The sequence below is a fragment of the Empedobacter sp. UBA6745 genome (assembly GCF_002453775.1).
Classification (GTDB): domain Bacteria; phylum Bacteroidota; class Bacteroidia; order Flavobacteriales; family Weeksellaceae; genus Empedobacter; species Empedobacter falsenii_C.
Genome location: NZ_DKHL01000038.1, coordinates 59,519 through 77,805, shown reverse-complemented (window position 1 = coordinate 77,805; position 18,287 = coordinate 59,519). Strand labels below are relative to the sequence as shown.

17 protein-coding genes are annotated in these 18,287 nt (G+C 31.4%); 6 read left to right on the top strand and 11 right to left on the bottom strand.

From position 1 onward, the window contains the following. Positions 1-25 precede the first annotated feature (25 nt). Both B4H69_RS11205 and rbfA read right to left on the bottom strand, forming a co-directional pair. Positions 26-1,210 (bottom strand): ABC transporter permease, encoded by a 1,185-nt coding sequence (locus tag B4H69_RS11205; protein WP_125349036.1) that lies wholly within the window; start codon positions 1,208-1,210, stop codon positions 26-28. Continuing rightward, a complete protein-coding gene (rbfA, locus tag B4H69_RS11200) occupies positions 1,210-1,569 on the bottom strand; it encodes a 30S ribosome-binding factor RbfA (RefSeq protein ID WP_038334637.1) in 360 nt (119 codons plus the stop codon). Before rbfA ends, B4H69_RS11205 begins: the two co-directional genes overlap by 1 nt. A gap of 94 nt (positions 1,570-1,663) precedes the next feature. On the opposite strand from rbfA, the gene B4H69_RS11195 reads away from it, so the two are divergent. Next, on the top strand, positions 1,664-2,062 hold the full coding sequence (locus tag B4H69_RS11195) for a group III truncated hemoglobin (RefSeq protein WP_180906194.1): 399 nt from the start codon (positions 1,664-1,666) through the stop codon (positions 2,060-2,062). A 56-nt stretch (positions 2,063-2,118) separates the two neighbouring features. Here the strand turns inward: B4H69_RS11195 and B4H69_RS11190 are convergent, their stop codons facing one another. The 4 genes from B4H69_RS11190 to B4H69_RS11175 form a co-directional block, all read right to left on the bottom strand. Further along, positions 2,119-3,492 (bottom strand): NAD-dependent succinate-semialdehyde dehydrogenase, encoded by a 1,374-nt coding sequence (locus B4H69_RS11190; RefSeq protein ID WP_180906195.1) that lies wholly within the window; start codon positions 3,490-3,492, stop codon positions 2,119-2,121. A 408-nt stretch (positions 3,493-3,900) separates the two neighbouring features. Then, a complete protein-coding gene (dnaB, locus tag B4H69_RS11185) occupies positions 3,901-5,460 on the bottom strand; it encodes a replicative DNA helicase (RefSeq protein ID WP_115001280.1) in 1,560 nt (519 codons plus the stop codon). A gap of 99 nt (positions 5,461-5,559) precedes the next feature. Further along, positions 5,560-6,513, bottom strand: a complete 954-nt coding sequence (locus B4H69_RS11180; RefSeq protein WP_038334644.1) for an acetyl-CoA carboxylase carboxyltransferase subunit alpha — start codon at positions 6,511-6,513, stop codon at positions 5,560-5,562. Positions 6,514-6,670: 157 nt separating this feature from the next. Next, positions 6,671-7,849, bottom strand: coding sequence for a thiolase family protein (locus B4H69_RS11175; protein WP_180906196.1), 1,179 nt, complete (start codon positions 7,847-7,849; stop codon positions 6,671-6,673). A gap of 192 nt (positions 7,850-8,041) precedes the next feature. Between B4H69_RS11175 and B4H69_RS11170 the strand changes: the two genes are divergently transcribed. The 3 genes from B4H69_RS11170 to B4H69_RS11160 all read left to right on the top strand — a co-directional run bounded on the left by B4H69_RS11170 (position 8,042) and on the right by B4H69_RS11160 (position 10,946). Then, positions 8,042-9,346, top strand: a complete 1,305-nt coding sequence (locus B4H69_RS11170; protein ID WP_280046004.1) for a M28 family metallopeptidase — start codon at positions 8,042-8,044, stop codon at positions 9,344-9,346. A 463-nt stretch (positions 9,347-9,809) separates the two neighbouring features. After that, a complete protein-coding gene (locus B4H69_RS11165; RefSeq protein WP_280046002.1) occupies positions 9,810-10,382 on the top strand; it encodes a hypothetical protein in 573 nt (190 codons plus the stop codon). 48 nt (positions 10,383-10,430) lie between these two features. Then, entirely contained in the window at positions 10,431-10,946 is a 516-nt protein-coding gene (locus B4H69_RS11160) for a hypothetical protein (RefSeq protein ID WP_286475897.1), read from the top strand. Between the two features lie 60 nt (positions 10,947-11,006). Here the strand turns inward: B4H69_RS11160 and B4H69_RS11155 are convergent, their stop codons facing one another. Continuing rightward, positions 11,007-11,960, bottom strand: coding sequence for an isopenicillin N synthase family dioxygenase (locus tag B4H69_RS11155; protein ID WP_280046000.1), 954 nt, complete (start codon positions 11,958-11,960; stop codon positions 11,007-11,009). A gap of 275 nt (positions 11,961-12,235) precedes the next feature. Between B4H69_RS11155 and B4H69_RS11150 the strand changes: the two genes are divergently transcribed. Both B4H69_RS11150 and hemF read left to right on the top strand, forming a co-directional pair. Beyond that, complete coding sequence (locus tag B4H69_RS11150; RefSeq protein WP_280045998.1) at positions 12,236-12,676, top strand: hypothetical protein; 441 nt, start codon at positions 12,236-12,238, stop codon at positions 12,674-12,676. 57 nt (positions 12,677-12,733) lie between these two features. Continuing rightward, positions 12,734-13,636 (top strand): oxygen-dependent coproporphyrinogen oxidase, encoded by a 903-nt coding sequence (hemF, locus tag B4H69_RS11145; protein WP_180906200.1) that lies wholly within the window; start codon positions 12,734-12,736, stop codon positions 13,634-13,636. 43 nt (positions 13,637-13,679) lie between these two features. Here hemF and B4H69_RS11140 read toward each other — a convergent pair whose 3' ends face one another. The 4 genes from B4H69_RS11140 to B4H69_RS11125 are packed head-to-tail and all read right to left on the bottom strand — an operon-like array spanning position 13,680 to position 18,019. After that, entirely contained in the window at positions 13,680-15,125 is a 1,446-nt protein-coding gene (locus tag B4H69_RS11140; protein ID WP_280045996.1) for an RtcB family protein, read from the bottom strand. Then, a complete protein-coding gene (locus B4H69_RS11135) occupies positions 15,112-16,179 on the bottom strand; it encodes a DNA polymerase beta superfamily protein (RefSeq protein ID WP_280045994.1) in 1,068 nt (355 codons plus the stop codon). The genes B4H69_RS11140 and B4H69_RS11135 overlap by 14 nt, the downstream gene beginning before the upstream one ends. Next, positions 16,176-16,931: a nucleotidyltransferase domain-containing protein gene (locus B4H69_RS11130; protein WP_280045992.1), complete on the bottom strand. Its 756-nt coding sequence runs from the start codon at positions 16,929-16,931 to the stop codon at positions 16,176-16,178. Before B4H69_RS11130 ends, B4H69_RS11135 begins: the two co-directional genes overlap by 4 nt. Continuing rightward, the gene (locus B4H69_RS11125) at positions 16,928-18,019 is read right to left on the bottom strand and encodes a slipin family protein (RefSeq protein WP_280045990.1); all 1,092 of its coding nucleotides are present in this window, start codon (positions 18,017-18,019) and stop codon (positions 16,928-16,930) included. Before B4H69_RS11125 ends, B4H69_RS11130 begins: the two co-directional genes overlap by 4 nt. Between the last annotated feature and the right edge of the window lie 268 nt (positions 18,020-18,287).

Sequence of the window (18,287 nt, the reverse complement as noted above, 5' to 3'; positions counted from 1 at the left end):
CAAGCTTTTTTTATGTCTTATATTTTTATTTCACTTGTCTGGAAACGATCCAAGAAACCAAGCTTCCCAGACCTAAAACAGTCACTATAACTGCAACAAAGTTTTCGACAGAAAAGATAAATGGAAACGGAACAGTTGGCGAAGCCATAACCAAACCAAAATCTATTTGTAATAATCCAATAACAGAGGCGATTAATAAACCTGTTGTCATCGCAATAAAGGTGATAATAAAACCAGTTTGGAAGAAAATATTACGAATGTTTTTTCGTGATAATCCAAAACTATACATCGTCTGAATTTCTTTCTTTTTATCCAAAATCAAGATAATAATTGTTCCTGCCAAATTGAAACATGCAATAATAATGACTAACGTGAAAATCAAATAACTGATTAAATTTTCCATATTCATTACTTTCAAGAAAGCTGAATCTAAATCTTGTCTGGTTTCGATTTTATAATGAGAACCCAATGCTTTTTGAAGTTGAATTTTCACTTCGTTAAACGATTTTTTTCCAGTCGTTTTTACTTCAATCGAATAACACTGATTTTCGTTTAACAACAATAATTCTTGCGCCAAACCTAAAGTTGTAAAGACGTGTTTGTCGTATTGTTCGTTCAAAATAAACACGCCAACGCTATATGCATCTTTGCGAGTAAAAGCATCGCTTTCTTGTTTTATTAAACCTGTTCCAGCTTTTGGCATCATCAAATCTGCTGGCGTTATCGGATCGATATAAAGTTGTAAACGCTCTGCAATTCCATTCGAAACAATAAAATTATCATCGCGATTAAAATCTAAATATTGTCCACCATAAATCACCGTATCTAAACGCGTAACTTTGGTAAAGTTTTCGTCAACACCTTTCAAATAGGCAATATCTTGCTTTCCTTTGTAATCGATGTAGACTTTTTCTTCGATGATTTTAGAAAAAGCTTTGACGTCTTTTTGTTGCTTTAATTGATCCACAACAAAAGTTAAACTATCTAATACTTTTCCTTTCGAAGGAGAAATTTTAATTTCAGGATTTACATTGCTATAATACTTTAAATTCATTTTTTCTAATCCCGAAAAAACGGATAAAATAATAAACAAAGCCGCTGTAGCTACCAAAATAGCACCAACAGCAATCGATGTAATAATGTTTACAGCGTTTGTATTCGTTTTCGAAAAAATGTAGCGTTTCGCAATGTAAAGTGAAATGTTTCTCATTATAAGATTGGATTATTTCCTTCTCCTCTTAGCGCTTTGTCGATTTTATCCATTTCGTCTAACGAATTATCTAAAATGAAAATTAATTCTGGTGTAATACGCATTTGTTTAGAAGCACTTTTTGATAAAATTCCTCTAAATAATGGTGTATTAACTCTAATTTCTTTAAAAATTTCGTCTTTTTGAGTACTTGGAAAAATACTTACATAGATTTTAGAAACGCTCAAATCTGGTGTTACTTTTACTTCTGTAACACTAATCAAATTTCCAGGGAATTCCTTTACAGCCCATTTTCTAAAAGCTTCTGCTAATTCTTCTTGAAATAATTTACTTACTTTTTGTTGTCTATTGCTATCCAATTCTATTCATTTTTATGAGACCGTAAAATTACTGCATTTTTTCGTGATTAAAAACATTGATGAATTGAATTAAGTTCTTTGTAAATTTGTTTTAATGAAAAAAGATATCGAAACTTCAGAAGATGTTGCTTTATTGGTAAATACGTTTTATGATAAAGTGCAAAAAGATGACGTAATTGGTTACTTTTTTTCGGAAGTTGCAAAGGTAAATTGGGACGAACATTTGCCACATATGATTCAGTTTTGGGAAACTGTTTTGTTAGGAAAAGCAACTTTTGAAGGCTGGCCAATGCGAACACATTTGGTTTTGAGTCAAAAGGAGAAATTAAAACCACACCATTTCGAGCGTTGGATTGAATTATGGTACGGAATAATTGACGAAAATTTTGAAGGAGAAATAGCAAATGAAGCAAAAAATCGAGCAAAAATTATGCGTGATTTAATTCTTTTCAAAATTGACCAAATGGAACAAAAACAAGGATTTATTCAATAAAAAAATGCAACTTCATAAAAGTTGCATTTTTTTATTATTAAGATATGATTGAAAAATTATTTCGCAATCATGATTAATTTTTTATTGATAAATTCCATAATTCCAGCTTTAGAAAGCTCTCGTCCGTAACCTGAATGTTTAACACCTCCGAAAGGTAAATCTGGGCTTGATGAAACTTGTTTGTTTACGTAAACCATTCCCGAATCTATTCTACGAGCGATTTTCTCCGCATTCGGAACATCTTCTGTGTAAATAGAAGCACCTAATCCATAAGGCGTGTCATTCGCAATTTTGATTGCTTCTTCTACATCTTTCACTTTCCAAATACAAACCACAGGTCCAAAAACTTCTTCGTCATAAGCCTTCATTCCAGGTTTTAAATCTGTCAAAATTGTTGGTTGTAAAAAGAAACCATCACGATTAATACGTTTTCCTCCTGAAACAATTGTTGCTCCTTTATTAGCTGAATCATTAATTTGATCCAATAATTTTTCTAATGCACTTTCCGAACTTACAGGTCCCATGTTGGTATCTGTCTGTGTAGGATCACCAACTTTCATTCCGTTTACATAATCCGTAATTTTTTTCAAATATTCGTCGTAAATACCTTCTTGTACAATAATACGTTTCGAAGAAGTACACGCTTGTCCAGCATTACGTAAACGACCATTAATTGTTCCGTTCATCACTTTTTCGATATCCGCATCATTCAAAACAATCATTGGATCAGAACCACCAAGTTCTAAAACCGAAGGTTTTACATTTTTACCAGCGATACTTGCAACCTCTGCACCAGCGGCTTCGGAACCAGTTAAAGAAACACCAACAATTTTTGGATTATTGATAATTGTATCTGTGTCTTTTCCTGACATCAACAAGTTTTTATACAAACCTTTTGGAGCGCCAGCAGCTGTAAACATTTCTTCGAAAGCGATTCCACATTGCGGAATATTAGAAGCCGTTTTCAAAACAACTGTGTTACCAGCCATAATGTGAGGTCCAGCAAAACGCGCAATTTGAGAAAAAGGAAAATTCCAAGGCATAACACCTAACAACACACCAATTGGTTCTGAAACCACATAAGCGTCACCTTTTTCTGTTTGTAAAGGAACATTTGCTAAGAATTCTTCTGCATTATCAGCGTAATATTCGATAATATTTGCACTGTAATCAATCTCGATTTCGCTCTCATACAATGGTTTTCCCATTTCTGTTGTAATCAAAGCAGCTAATCGAGTTTTTTGCTTGCGCATTTCGTTTGCGACACGTTTCATTACAGCTTTTCTTTCTTCGAAAGATTCGAATCGCCATGTTTGATATAATTCGTTTGCGTCGTCTATATATTGATTGATTTCTTCGCTTGTGTAGGCTTGAAATTCTTTTTCTATTTTACCTGTAGCAGGATTTAATGTTCTGATTGAACTTGCCATTTCACTCTTTATTTAATGTATACAAAGTTGTAGCAATTCTCGTTCCTAACAAAACTTTTAGGATAAATAAAACTGATAGTTTGTTGAATAAAACTAAATGTAGTTGATTGTTTAGTTTTTATATTAATTTGAGCTAGATGATTGTTTGCTGAATTAAGAAATTTCTATTTTCGAAATGCTTAAGGTTTTAGATTCCTTGACAAATTTGATAAAACAATTAATTGTAGCAGAAACCATTCTGAACTCGTTTCAGAATCACATATATAATTAATAAAATAAATTTAAAAAATAACGATTTCTACATCTAGTTTGTTGATTATCGTTAAATTATCTATTATAAAAAAATATAATGATCTCAAGCTGAAATAAATTCAGCTTGAGATAATATTTATTAATGAAAATTATTTTCTAAAACGGTAAATTATCGTCGTCGTTGTTCATTGAACTTGTGAATTCTCCGCCAAAATCTCCAAAAGCATCAGAAGGATCAATAGCAGATAAATTCATTGCACTTCCCATTTCTTGAGAACCATCATTCATCGAACTTTGAATTTCGAAATCTCCACCAAATGAAGTTTCTAAATCGGTAAATTTAGCTTGTTCATTAATGAATCGTAAACGTACATTTTCTAACGCACCATTACGGTGTTTAGCAATGATAAACTCGGCTTGTCCAGCACAAGGTTCACTTTCATCATCCCAATATTCTAATTTATAATATTCAGGACGATAAATAAAAGAAACGATATCGGCATCTTGCTCAATTGCTCCAGATTCACGTAAATCCGAAAGTAAAGGACGTTTACTTCCTCCGCGAGTTTCTACCGAACGAGATAACTGCGAAAGTGCAATTACAGGAATACTTAACTCTTTTGCAATTGCTTTTAAGGAACGCGAAATCATCGAAATCTCTTGCTCACGGTTTCCATTTGCTTTACCACCAGCAGTCATCAACTGCAAATAGTCAATCAAAATCATTTTTACACCATGTTGAGAAACTAAACGACGTGCTTTTGCTCTTAAATCGAAAATCGAAAGGGCAGGCGTATCGTCAATGTAAAGCGGCGCATTTTCAAGACCTTTTACTTTTGTGTATAATTGTTTCCATTCGTGATCGGCTAATTTTGCTTTACGCAATTTTTCACCCGAAATTCCAGTTTCACCCGAAATCATACGCGTAATCAACTGAACAGAAGACATTTCTAATGAAAAAACAGCAACCGGAATATTTTTGTCAACCGTCATATTTTTCGCCATCGAAAGGATAAAAGCAGTTTTACCCATACCAGGACGAGCGGCTAAAATAATCAAATCCGATTCTTGCCAACCCGAAGTAATTTTGTCAATTTCTGTAAATCCAGAAGATAAACCAGACATTCCTTCTTTTGTAGATTGGGCTTTAATTTTATCAATAGCTTCTGTTACCAAATCTCTTGCTTCCGAATAACTACGTTTGATTCCACCTTCTGTAATTTCGAATAATTTCGATTCAGAATAATCCAATAAATCAAATACATCGGCAGTATCATCGTATGATTTTTCAATGACTTGATTCGAAATTTCAATTAAACGACGAAGAATATATTTTTCTTGAATAACACGAGCATAATATTCCACGTGCGCAGAAGAAGAAACTTTTTGCGTTAATTGAATCAAATAATAATCACCTCCAACACGATCTAATTTGCCCTCACTTTTCAACTCATTCGAAACCGTTAATAAATCAATTGGTTCTGAATCGTTAAATAATTTTTGAATGACAGCATAAATCGCCTGATGCTCTGGACGATAAAAAACTTGCGGCGTAAGAATGTCAATGACTTCGTCCAACCCTTTTTTATCAATCATCATCGCGCCAAGTACAGCTTGCTCTAAATCAACAGCTTGTGGAGGAAGTTTACCTTTCTCTAAACCAATGACATTGTGCTTGTTAGCTGGTATTTCGGGATTATAATTTGCTTGTTCCATAAGAGTTCCAAAATTAAATAAAAAAACGAGATATAACTAATTTTATATCTCGTTTTAAAATCGTATATTCTACAATAAGTATTATTGTAAAATAATATTTTATCCTGAAAATTCTCCGAATTTGATGTAACGTTCTTGACGTTGTTGTTGTAATTCTTTTGGAGAAAGTTTTTTCAATTCGTTGTAAGTGTCTAAAACTTTATTTTTCAAGTTTGTGTATGCAACTTCTGGTTTGTAGTGTGCTCCACCAAGCGGTTCTTGAATGATATCTTCAATTAATCCTAATTCTAACATATCAGGACCAGTTAATTTCATTTGCGAAGCAGCTTGCTCTTTGTAATCCCAACTTCTCCATAAAATTGTAGAACAGTTTTCTGGTGAAATTACAGAATACCAAGTGTTTTCTAACATGAAAACTTTGTTTCCAACTCCAATTCCTAATGCTCCACCTGAAGCTCCTTCACCAATTACAATTGTAATGATAGGAACTGTAAGTTTCAACATTTCGTAGATGTTTTTAGCGATAGCTTCACCTTGACCTCTTTCTTCAGCTTCTAAACCAGGATATGCACCAGGAGTGTCGACTAAAGTCAAGACAGGAATATTAAACTTTTCTGCTAACTTCATCAATCGTAAAGCTTTGCGGTAACCATCTGGATTAGACATCCCGAAACGACGATATTGTCTTTCTTTGGTATTTTTCCCTTTTTGTTGACCAATAATCATAAAAGTTTGACCATTGATTTTTCCCATACCACCAACCATTGCTTTGTCGTCAGCAAAAGTTCTATCTCCGTGAATCTCGATAAACGTGTTATCTGTGATCGCGTAAGCGTAGTCTAAAGTATAAGGGCGAGAAGGGTGACGAGACAATTGTACACGTTGCCATGGCGTTAAATTACCATAGATTTCCTTCTTTTTATTTTCAATTGCAATTTCAATTTCAACGCAAGCCTGTTTGATGTTAACACCGCTTCCTTCGCCGACGATTTGACAGCTTTGTAACTGTTCTTCTAAATCTTTGATAGGTTGTTCAAATTCTAAATATTCCATACAAAAGTGTTTGTTCAATCCAACAAATATAGAAAAGGTTTTTAAGCCAATTATAATAAATGTCGAATGTTTTTCAGATTTTTTACAAGTATTTTAATTTCAAAAGATAAAAAAGCGTCTACAGATTAGACGCTTTCATCGTGTATTTGATCTAAAATTAAATTTTTTCGATAATCATTGCAGAAGCTCCACCGCCGCCATTACAGATAGCTGCACCTCCAATTTTTCCTCCGTTTTGCTCTAAAACGCTTAATAATGTAACCAAAATTCTTGATCCGGAATTTCCAAGTGGATGACCGATAGAAACCGCACCACCATTTACATTAACTTTAGAAGCATCAAGATTTAATAATTTAGTATTTGCAATTCCAACAACTGAAAAAGCTTCGTTAAATTCCCAGAAATCAACATCAGTAGCTTTCATATTTGCTTTTTTCAATAATTTTTCAACCGCTTTAGCTGGCGCAGTTGTAAATTTTGAAGGTTCTTGAGAAGCATCAGCATAAGCAATAACTTTTGCAAGAGGTTTTAATCCTAATTCGTTTGCTTTATCCAAAGACATTAATACTAAAGCAGAAGCTCCATCATTGATTGTAGATGCATTTGCAGCAGTTACAGTTCCGTCTTTAGAGAAAACTGCACGTAAACCTGGAACTTTATCAAAGTTTACATTTTTATATTCTTCATCTTCTTTAAAAATAACTGGTTCTCCTTTGCGTTGAGGAATTTCTACAGGAACAACTTCGTTGTTAAATTTTCCAGCAGCCCAAGCTGCAGCAGATTTTTTGTAAGAATTGATTGCAAATTCATCTTGTTCTTCACGAGAAATATTGAACTCAGTTGCACAAGTATCTCCAAAAAGTCCCATCATTTCTTTGCTGTAGTAATCTTGCAAACCATCGTTCACAATTCCATCTAACAAAACCGTATTTCCGTATTTATTTCCAGTTCTTGCATTTGGCGAATAAAAAGGAACCATTGACATGTTTTCCATTCCTCCAGCAACTACAACATCTGCATCACCCAAACGAATTGCTTGCGTAGCAAACATCACAGCTTTCATACCAGAAGCACAAACTTTGTTTACCGTTGTTGCAGGAATCGTATTTGGTAAACCTGCTTTTATCATTGCTTGCTTAGCAGGCGCTTGTCCTTCACCAGCTTGCAATACATTTCCCATATATACTTCATCAACCAAAGATCCATCTAAGTTGATTTTATCTAAAGCTCCTTTAATAGCTGTTGCGCCTAAATCTGTAGCTGGAACGTTAGATAAACTTCCCAAAAAAGATCCCATTGCTGTACGAACAGCTGAAACGATTACGACTTCTTTCATTTAATTGTGATTTGTTGTTTTTATTATGATAACTTAATAATGCAAGATATAAAATTTATAGTAGTATTAATTTGATTTACTTTTTAAAGATTTTTTAAATTTGTTGTTGACTTAATACAGATAATTGATTTTTTTTGTTAAAATGATAATTATCTTAGAATAGAATATTTTTTGGATGATAAAATGATTAAAATGCTGAAGATAAAAATGATATTATTTGGTTTGATTTCGTGTTTTGCAATTGCAATCGGAAATGCGCAAACCTTTGATCAAAAATATTTTAAAACAATTTTAGATTCACTTACGTCAAATTCGTTTGCTGGTAGAGGTTATGTAGAAAATGGAATGACAAATGCTGGAATTTATTTACAAAACGAATTTCAAAAAAATGAATTGAAATCTTTTTCTAGTAATTATAATCAAATGTTTACTTTTCCGATTAATGTTATTAAAGATGCAAAACTGAAAATTAATGGAAAAGAATTGAAATATGGAATAGATTTTATTGTAAAACCAAGTTCTAAATCAATTTCGAAAACGAATTTACCTTTTTATATTTTTGACACAAAAGCCTATATCGAATCTTTTCAATCGAAAGATAAAACGAGAGATTTTATTGTGAAAGATGATGAATTGCAAAAAGGGAAACATATTATTTTGCCGCCTTTAGTGACTTCTGTGGATTCTATTCAGAAATATTACAAACAATGGGCGAATATTTATGAGAAAGATGAGAATCAAAATCGGGCGATTTTTAGATTTACTTCAGATAAATTAACATCAAGTCTTAGTCAGCGACAATCTTCGATTTCAGAATTTATTATTTCAGATAAATTTTATTCTAAAAATTTAAAAATAAACGATTATTCTATTGATTCAGAATTGAATAATTCATTCGAGGCAAATAATATAATTGGTTATATTGACGGAAAAAATAATGATAGCTTAATTGTGATTTCGGCTCATTATGATCATTTAGGGAAAGTTGGACAAACTATTTTTCCTGGAGCGAGTGATAATGCGAGCGGAACAGCGATGATGATGACACTGATGAAGTATTATTCGAAACATCAACCTAATTACAGAACGGTTTTTATGGCTTTTGCTGGTGAAGAAGCGGGAATTTTAGGTGCAGATTATTATGTCAATCATCCACTTTTTCCATTAAGTCAAATCAAATTTCTTGTAAACCTAGATATTATGGGAGCTGGAGATCAGGGAATTCAGGTTGTGAATGGTAAAGTTTTTAAAAATCAATTTGAAAAATTAGTTGAATTAAATCTAACAAATAAATATCTAAAAGAAGTTAAAACTCGAGGAGAATCATGTAATTCTGATCATTGCCCGTTTTATCTAAAAGGAGTTCCGTCGTTTTTTATTTACACATTAGGAGGAAAAGGATTTTATCATGATCCCAATGATACAGCTGAAAGTTTGGATTTGAGTTACTCCGAAAAAGTATATAATTTGTTGAAAGATTTTATAAATAAGCTATAAAAAAATAATCCGTTCAAAGTGAACGGATTACTAACCAACCTAAACTACTATAAAAAACTCTAAAAAGTAAAAAGAGTGCGAGTAATTTCAAACTTCATAAATCAATTTCGTTATACTCGTTGCTACTCTTTGTCTTACTATCTATGAATAAATTATTTGACACTGCAAATGTCTAACTTTTATGTCTTATTTGGAGAAATTGTAAAAGATTTTATTTATAATAGATATAGAAAATATTTATATAAATCGTTTGTTGTCGGATATTAAACTTTATATTAACCCATTAAAAATAAACAATAATAGTTAAAATGTAATTACGTGAAAACGTACTTTAACACCTTTTTAACTATTTATTTACGAAAAGATGATGAAATGATAAGATTTGAAATCTTTTCAACTAAATTTGATTTTGAATCGTAAAGACTTCATAAATTTAAACAAATTTTAAACCAAAAACGCCAAAATGAGACTTTTTTTATTGGTTTTTTCCTTACATATTGTGTTATTTGTTGATGCGCAAAATGTTAACCCAAATCAAATTCGAGCTAAAATATACGATACTATTTCACAAGATATCCAAAAACAAAGTTTAGAATTTCCGAACAAAAAAATTGTGGTAGATCCTACAATTAATAAGTTTGAAGATTATAAAATGGACGAATTTGGACTGAAATTGGATTCGGTAAAATATGTACAAGACATTTCAATTTGTTCTAAGTTAACAACCTACAAATGTGTTTCGAAATTTGAGATTGATAATTATTCGATTACCAATGTTTACAAAGATGAAGCAGATGCGCTATATCCTGACTTTTATGGAATTTATGCACCAATTGATTCGTGGTACAATTTGATTTATTATGCGGCTGTCAATCACTTTGAAAAAGATAGAAAATTTCAATTTAACATCTTAATTCCAGTTCGAAATGTGCAAATGAAAAATAAAACGATGGAGGAAAAAATGTTCTTTTATAACGTTTTATTTGATGAGCAATTTATGATTCTAAAATTTGAAAAATTATTCTTAAAACATTAAAATTCAATCAGAAAAATTGTAAATTAGCAAGACTCAAATTTTTAATTGATGTTAAACGTTAGCGCTTACATAGACGAGCTTTTGCAATTATCAAAAGGTAATTTACGAATTTGCCGTATGAATTGGTGGCTTTTAAAGTATGAAGATGAATTTGAGAAAGCGATAGAAGAGACGTCTTGTAAAAAGTGGCAGAGATGGTTTTATAATGGCGAACACCCGTATCCGTGTGTTTGTCCAAAGCGCGAAAAATTATGTGTTTTTATTGACTTATATCGTGAATTGGATCGTTTGACACAAGTGCAACGTTTGGAGAATTTTTTTCAAGAATATTTTCAAAAATTTGAGTTGATTAAAGATTCAAAAGAATCTTTGAAAAATTGGATGAATGATATTCGTCCAACGATTTCTTCCATTTATCTATTATTGGATAAGAATGATAATCTAAAGATTAGATTTTATAATTCGGATCCAGTTTTGGAAGTGGATATCAATAAAAATGATTATAAATACACCTTGTTGTGTTTGGATATTTTTAACTACAACATGTACGTAAGAGGCATGTAAAAGAAAAGAGAGTTGATTTTGTCAACTCTCTTTTTTATGAAATAATAGATTAAATATGGCTTATTTAATTAAACCAATTTCTCTTAAACGCTGAGTCAAGAAATCTCCAGCTGTAATATCTTCAAATTGTTTTGGATTTTCTTCTGTAATACAATCATCTAAAACAGATAAGTCCATTTCAGAAACTGGGTGCATAAAGAATGGAATAGAAAAACGAGATGTTCCCCATAATTCTTTCTCTGGATTAACCACTTGGTGAATTGTCGATTTCAATCTGTTGTTTGTGTGACGAGATAACATATCACCAACATTAATTACCAATTCGTCGTCAGCAGCAATTGCATCAACCCAAGTTCCATCGTGACGTTGTACTTGTAATCCACGACCTTGCGCTCCCATTAACAATGTAATCAAGTTAATATCACCGTGAGCACCTGCGCGAACCGCATCTTTAGGCTCTTCCGTGATAGGAGGATAGTGAATTGCTCTCAAAATAGAGTTTCCGTTTTTTACTTTATCATCAAAGTAAAACTCGTCTAAACCTAAGAATAAAGCCAAAGCACGTAAAACGTAAACTCCTGTTTTTTCTAATTGTTTGTATGTTTCTTCACCATAAGTGTTAAAACCTGGAACTTCGTTTACATCAACATTTTCTGGATAGTTGTATTTAGCTTTATCTTCTTCAGATAAATACTGCCCAAAATGCCAAAATTCTTTCAAGTCACCAACAGTTCTACCTTTTGCATGTTCGTTTCCGAAAGCTGTATAACCGCGTTGACCACCAATTCCTTCTACTACATAACTTTGTTTTGTTTCTGTAGGTAAAGCGTAAAATTCGCGAACGCTTTTATATAAATTTTCAACTAATTCGTCAGATAAAAAATGTCCTTTCAAAGCAACGAATCCTATTTCTTCGTATGCTTGACCAATTTCGTTGACAAATTTTTGTTTTCTTGCAGGATCATCAGATAAAAAGTCTGCTAAATTAACCGATGGAATTCCGTTTTGTGACATTTATATATTGTTTTATAAAATTTCTTTTGCAAAGGTATAGAAAGATTTCTTTTGTGAATAATATTGTTAATAACTTTTTTTGATTGCTATTGGTTTGATTTAAAATTAAATCGTTTAAATGATTTTAATTGGATAAAACTTTTGTTATAAGTAAAATATGATTTTATATCTGAATTTTTTAAATTTTTATATTAATAAATATAATTTATTGAAATTAGATTATGAATAGCTATTAATAATAATAGTTTTAAATAATATGAATTAATTTTAACGATATGAAGAAATATTTATTTGTATTTTTTGTTTGTATTAGCATAATGTTGTTTTCGCAAGAACCTATAAAAACTCCTTTGATATATCTGAGTTGTAAAAAAGTTGAACAGAAGGGAAATGAAGAATTAAATAAATGCTTTAAACAAAATTTTAGAAAAGATTTTTATAAAATGGTAAGCATGGAATTAAGGTCGAGAAACTTAATTACGAATTACCTTCTTAAAGCTAAATTCAATTTTATTTTTGATGAAAATGGTATAATTTCTATTTCTGATTTTGAAGGAAGTGAGGACACGAAAGATATTGTAGAAAAGTCTTTATTTAGGTTAAATGAGAGAATTAAAGGAGGTAAATATAAAATTATTCCAGCAAAGAATAATGAAGGAGAATATATAGAAACCACTATAAAAATTCCATTTCAATATGCATTTGTGAGAAGTTAATTATTAATCTTCTTTCGAATCGTTATCAATCATTCTATATTTGCAAAAATATTTATGATGAAAGATCAATTTTTTCAATATATACAAGACTTACAAAATAAAATTATTGCCAAACTTGAAGAAGTTGATGGTAAAGCCAAATTTCTACGAGATAATTGGGAACGCGAAGAAGGCGGCGGAGGTCTTTCTTGTGTTTTAACAGACGGAGCTGTTTTTGAGAAAGCTGGCGTTAATATCTCGAAAGTTTATGGAGAATTACCAGAAACAATGCAAAAAGCGTTGAATGTTTCATCGGGTAAATTTTTTGCTTGCGGATTGAGTTTGGTTATTCATCCAACAAGTCCACATATTCCGACGACTCATGCGAATTGGAGGTATTTCGAAATGTATGACAAAGAAGGAAATATTGTCGATCAATGGTTTGGAGGAGGTCAAGATTTGACGCCATATTATTTGGATGAAAAAGATGTGATGCATTGGCATACGATCTGTAAAAAAAGTTGTGATGCGCATGATGCGGCTTTTTATTTGAAGTATAAAGAAGAATGTGATAAATATTTTTGGAATACGCATCGAGAAGAAGCGCGTGGAATAGGAGGTTTGTTCTTTGATTACTTGAAACCAACTTCAGAAAAAACAGTTGAACAATGGTATGATTTCGTAACAGAAGTAGGAAACTCATTTTTGGAGGCGTATATTCCGATTGTTGAAAAACATAAAAATGATGAATTTTCTGCTGAACAAAAGGAATGGCAAGAAATTAGACGAGGTCGTTATGTGGAATTTAATTTAATTCATGATAGAGGAACTTTGTTTGGTTTGAAAACTAATGGTCGAATTGAATCTATTTTGATGAGTTTGCCAAAACATGTGCAATGGCATTATAATCATCAGCCAGAAGAAGGTTCGGAAGAATATAAATTAGTCGATGTTTTGAAACATCCAAAAGATTGGATTTAATCTATAATATATAAAATGCCTGAACAATTGTTCAGGCATTTTTTTAATCTTCTCTCGATCCGTCATCAGCCATTCTGACCATTTTAGGTGTAAAAGTTGCCACAATATCTACCAAATCTTGTTGCGCAGCCATTACTTCGTGAATATCTTTGTACGCCATCGGCGCTTCATCTTTTCCGCCACCGATTAATGTAATTCCAAAATAATTCAAATAATCGTTTATCTTATTTTGAGACAATGATTTAATTGCTTGTGTTCGGCTCATTTGTCGACCAGCACCATGCGAAGCAGAATGAATCGAATTTTCTTCACCTTTTCCTCGAACCAAAAAACCTGGCGCAGTCATAGAACCTGGAATAATTCCCATTACATCTTTAGAAGCTGGCGTTGCACCTTTTCGATGAACAATTACTTCTTCGCCATTGTAAATTTCTTTCCAAGCAAAATTATGATGATTTTCTATTTTCGCTAAAACTTCTGCACTGATAGATTTTGCAATTTTTTGATGAATAATTTCGTGACAAGCCGAAGCATATTCGCCAGCCAAATTCATCGCAATCCAATATTCTTGACCTTCGGCTGAATCTAAATCCAAATAAGCTAAATTCTGCGCTTTGTATGGAAGTTTACAAATTTCTTTTGCAATTTTGGTATAATGTCCAGCGATTGTAGCGCCAAAACCTCTCGATCCAGAATGCGTTAATAACGCTAAATATGAACCTTTTTTGATGTTCAATTTTTCATCATCTTCCTTGAAATCAATCAAACCAAATTCTACAAAATGATTTCCTCCACCAGAAGAACCCAATTGCGACCATGCTTTATCTTTTAGATTCTGAATAAATGAATTTGTCTCAAATTTTGCATCATCCAAAATCTGATGTTCAGCTTTGTATTGACCATGAAAACCATGTCCTGCACCAAACTTTGTATTTTTTATCAAAGTTTCTTTTAACGAATCGTGATGTTCAAAATAATGAGAAGCAGGTAAATCATAAATCGATAAAGCCATTCTACAACCAATATCAACGCCGACGCCATAAGGAATAATCGCATTTTTTGTTGCTAAAACTCCGCCAATCGGTAATCCATAACCCTGATGTGCATCTGGCATAATTGCGCCAGCAACGGTAACAGGAAGTTTCATGGCGACTTTCATTTGTTCCAAAGCGCCGTCCTCAATTTTTTCTGCTCCATAAATTTTAAAATCGGTTGGATTTTCATTCAATTCAATCAAGTTTTCATCTTGTTGAGGTAAATGAATTCCATCGATAAAGCCTTTTGCAAGAGTTTTGAAAATTTTATCTTCTAAAAAATCTTGTGGCGAAGATAAAACTTGCGCATATTTATCAAGCATTTCGGCTTTTGTATAACCATTTCTTTTTTTGTTGATTTTTAAGGCAATTCCTAAAATTTCGTTTTCAGGATAACCCAAGGCAATTAAATCATTTCCATTGATTGGTTTATTTTGTTGTTCAGTTGTTTTCATATAATTTGGTTCTAAGGTTGATTAAAAATTTTTCTATTTTCGAAGAGTTTATTTTGGATGGAAGAAATTCTAGTTTAGATTTTTCTTCAATTTCTCGTTGTAAATTTTCAGCTTTTTCAATTACTTCTTCATAAGAAAAATCTCCTTTTTTTATCGCTAATAACTCGTCGCGATCTTCTGTTCGTTTTACATTTAGATTTCCTGTTTCCACTAATTCTTTCGCAACTTTTAATAGGCGAATCGTGTGCATCATATTTTTACTATCGTAATTTTTTTCGTGCGCAATATTTGTTGTGTAACGCTCTTCATTTCGCAATTTCATCCAATCCCAATATTCTTTGTATTGCTTGCAATAAGTGGAATATTCGTCTTTTTGAAAAATGAAATAGGCAATTGGTTTTTCATTTTTTGGAATTTCACTCAAGCGAATATCATCATTATTTTCATCTTTTACGATTCCTTTGTAATGCGATTTTTCGTTGTAATAAAGCGCAAATAAATCTTTTGAATGATTGATTTTACTTAATCCACAAAAGGTTTGTTTGTAAGAATTTGAACACATCCAATCAACAAAAGAAATGGTTTTGTTATCATCAATAATATAACAAAAATCAAGAACTGTTTTTCTAGTTTCATCTATTGGATTTAGAAATTTCTTGTTTAATCCTTTTGCTTTTTTGATTTGACTCAAGGCATATCCAACAAATGTTTTCTCAACCTCCGAAGTGATAAAATCTTTATAATTCAACTCATCTAGCATAGGCGATTTGTACAAAATAAATTCTTCTGTAGTCGCTAAAATTTCTAAACAACTCGGATTATTTTTTAATAATAATTCAATAAATCGTCCAATTTCATAATACACAATATCATTGGTTTCGTTGCTAATTTGTGTTTGATATTCGAAACCATAAAATTCATTTTTAGGTAAATAAAAAACGCCACGAATATCTGTATCCGAATTTTTTGTATTCAAATTATAGGCTCTACTTCCGCTTATACATTCAAATAGAATTAAATTTTGACTTTTTAGATCTTCTATTGTTAGTTTCATTTTGTTATGGTTTTAATGAAAAATGTATTGATTTTATTTTTATCAAATCCAATTTTAGGCAATTTTTCGGCTTCAATTTTTAATTCAGTTTTCAAATTAATTAACCAATTGAAGAGTTCATCATTCTTCGAGATTTTAAAACTTTCATCAACATTTGATTTGATTGCAAGATATTTATCTACTTTATTTTCGATTGTTTTATTTCCGATTAAATGTTTTAATTTTTCAAATTCCATTGGAGGAATTGTTTTATTTTCTACAATCCATTTCGCTGAAAGAACCGAACGTAACGCATAAAACAAACTTTTGAGTTTAATTTCGTTTTGATGTTCCATTTCAGCCATTCGCTTTGTTGTAATTCCTAAATAATGCATGGCAACTTTTTGAGAATTGAATTGTGAAGCAGCTAAATCGAACAATTCTTTTTCGAAAATTTCATCAGAAATATAATGAATTGGAGATTGTAAATATTCGTTGATACTCGAATTTGATTTCAATATTAAGCGCAAAACCTTTTGAATATCCCAACCTTTAAAATCCAGTTCATCTACAATTTCTAAATCAATAAAATCATCAATTGGATCAATTTTTAGATAATCTTCGACTTTTCGTTTGTAAATAAATCGAACATCGTAATCGCTGTCAGTAGAAGGAAAGCCCCAAGCGCGGCTCCCAGATTCTACAGCAAAAAGAATTTTGATGTTATATTTATCTTCTATTTCTTTTAATTTATTTATAATGATTGGTTTCATTTCGTAAACATTGTTTTTAGTTCATTTAATACATTCGATCCGCCAGAAATTGAGATTTCTCCCACTTTATCGGCGATTTTTTCGATGTATTCCATCTCTTTCAATTTCCATAACGTTTCGTTTTCTTCCATCAATTTCGCAGTGTTCAATAAACTTCTTGTTGAAGCAGTTTCCTCACGACGCGTAATCGAATTGGCTTGAGCTGTTTTTTCGGCAATCAAAACGCGGTTCATAATTTCTCTTATTTCTCCAGGAAGAATAATGTCTTTCATACCTGCGTCGATCAATTTTAGACCAATTTCTTGGAATTGAGCTTGATATTTTTGAATGATATAATTCGTTACCGAATTTTTATCCGACATCAAATCGTCAAAATTCATGTTTCCAATAAACTCTCTCAAACCTAATTGAATCGCTTGATAAATCATTTTTTCGAAATCTTTGTTCGATTGATAAGCATTTAACAAATCAATAATTTGATAATTTACCATAAAATTGATTCGCAATTGAGCTTTATCTTTTGTCAAAATTTCTTGTCCCGAAATTTCAATTGTTTGCGGACGCATATCAAAAGAAACCATCGAAATTTTTGTTTCGTTGTTGTAAAATTGGTATTCACCAGCTTTTAAAACTGAATCAAATTCATTGTCTTTAAACAAAATTCCTTCGAAATATGACGCAACAGAAATGATACGAATTGCACCAGCTTTTCTCAAAATATCAATTTCTCTTTTTGTTAAATTTTTAATTTCTTCAGTAGAATTCAAATCAAACTTTACAGCTTTTAATTGAGTCGAATTTTTCCAAATCATTACATTTTTATTATAAAATGAATTATAGATTTGATTGTTTTTGTAAATAATCAACACTTCGTTATGTAAAACTTCGATAAAATCTACCATCGATTTCAATGTTTCATTTTCTAAAAAGATTGTGTGGTATTTTTCATCAATTATTTCGTTGATGTTCAATTTTTCGATGTTTTTATTGAACAAAATCCAATAATTTCCTTTTGTGTAAACTTTTTCGATTTCGTTGTTTTTGATATAGATTCCAATTTCTTGGTTGTTAATTGCTAATTTTTTCATTTTATTATTTTTATAGGTTTTTACTATTTTATATTTCTCCTTTGTCGAAGAATCTTTAATTTTTTTTGTCAAGCTGAATTTATTTCAGCTTCTTATTCTCTATTTTAGTGATCCTGAAACGAGTTCAGGATGACCGTATTTCTAATTAAAAAAGCTAAATCATTTTCCTTTTTCAAAACGGAATTTGAAGTTTGAGCAGCTTGTTTTGATTTCTTGTTTTAATCATTTCTTTCAAATCATTTTGACTTGATTTTTAGTCTTAAACTTT

Bases quoted from the DNA above. Each gene is read 5' to 3' on its own strand.
- B4H69_RS11205 (WP_125349036.1), bottom strand. From the start codon at position 1,210: ATGAGAAACATTTCACTTTACATTGCGAAACGCTACATTTTTTCGAAA.
- B4H69_RS11195 (WP_180906194.1), top strand. From the start codon at position 1,664: ATGAAAAAAGATATCGAAACTTCAGAAGATGTTGCTTTATTGGTAAAT.
- B4H69_RS11190 (WP_180906195.1), bottom strand. From the start codon at position 3,492: ATGGCAAGTTCAATCAGAACATTAAATCCTGCTACAGGTAAAATAGAA.
- dnaB (WP_115001280.1), bottom strand. From the start codon at position 5,460: ATGGAACAAGCAAATTATAATCCCGAAATACCAGCTAACAAGCACAAT.
- B4H69_RS11180 (WP_038334644.1), bottom strand. From the start codon at position 6,513: ATGGAATATTTAGAATTTGAACAACCTATCAAAGATTTAGAAGAACAG.
- B4H69_RS11175 (WP_180906196.1), bottom strand. From the start codon at position 7,849: ATGAAAGAAGTCGTAATCGTTTCAGCTGTTCGTACAGCAATGGGATCT.
- B4H69_RS11170 (WP_280046004.1), top strand. From the start codon at position 8,042: ATGCTGAAGATAAAAATGATATTATTTGGTTTGATTTCGTGTTTTGCA.
- B4H69_RS11165 (WP_280046002.1), top strand. From the start codon at position 9,810: ATGAGACTTTTTTTATTGGTTTTTTCCTTACATATTGTGTTATTTGTT.
- B4H69_RS11160 (WP_286475897.1), top strand. From the start codon at position 10,431: ATGTTAAACGTTAGCGCTTACATAGACGAGCTTTTGCAATTATCAAAA.
- B4H69_RS11155 (WP_280046000.1), bottom strand. From the start codon at position 11,960: ATGTCACAAAACGGAATTCCATCGGTTAATTTAGCAGACTTTTTATCT.
- B4H69_RS11150 (WP_280045998.1), top strand. From the start codon at position 12,236: ATGAAGAAATATTTATTTGTATTTTTTGTTTGTATTAGCATAATGTTG.
- hemF (WP_180906200.1), top strand. From the start codon at position 12,734: ATGAAAGATCAATTTTTTCAATATATACAAGACTTACAAAATAAAATT.
- B4H69_RS11140 (WP_280045996.1), bottom strand. From the start codon at position 15,125: ATGAAAACAACTGAACAACAAAATAAACCAATCAATGGAAATGATTTA.
- B4H69_RS11135 (WP_280045994.1), bottom strand. From the start codon at position 16,179: ATGAAACTAACAATAGAAGATCTAAAAAGTCAAAATTTAATTCTATTT.
- B4H69_RS11130 (WP_280045992.1), bottom strand. From the start codon at position 16,931: ATGAAACCAATCATTATAAATAAATTAAAAGAAATAGAAGATAAATAT.
- B4H69_RS11125 (WP_280045990.1), bottom strand. From the start codon at position 18,019: ATGAAAAAATTAGCAATTAACAACCAAGAAATTGGAATCTATATCAAA.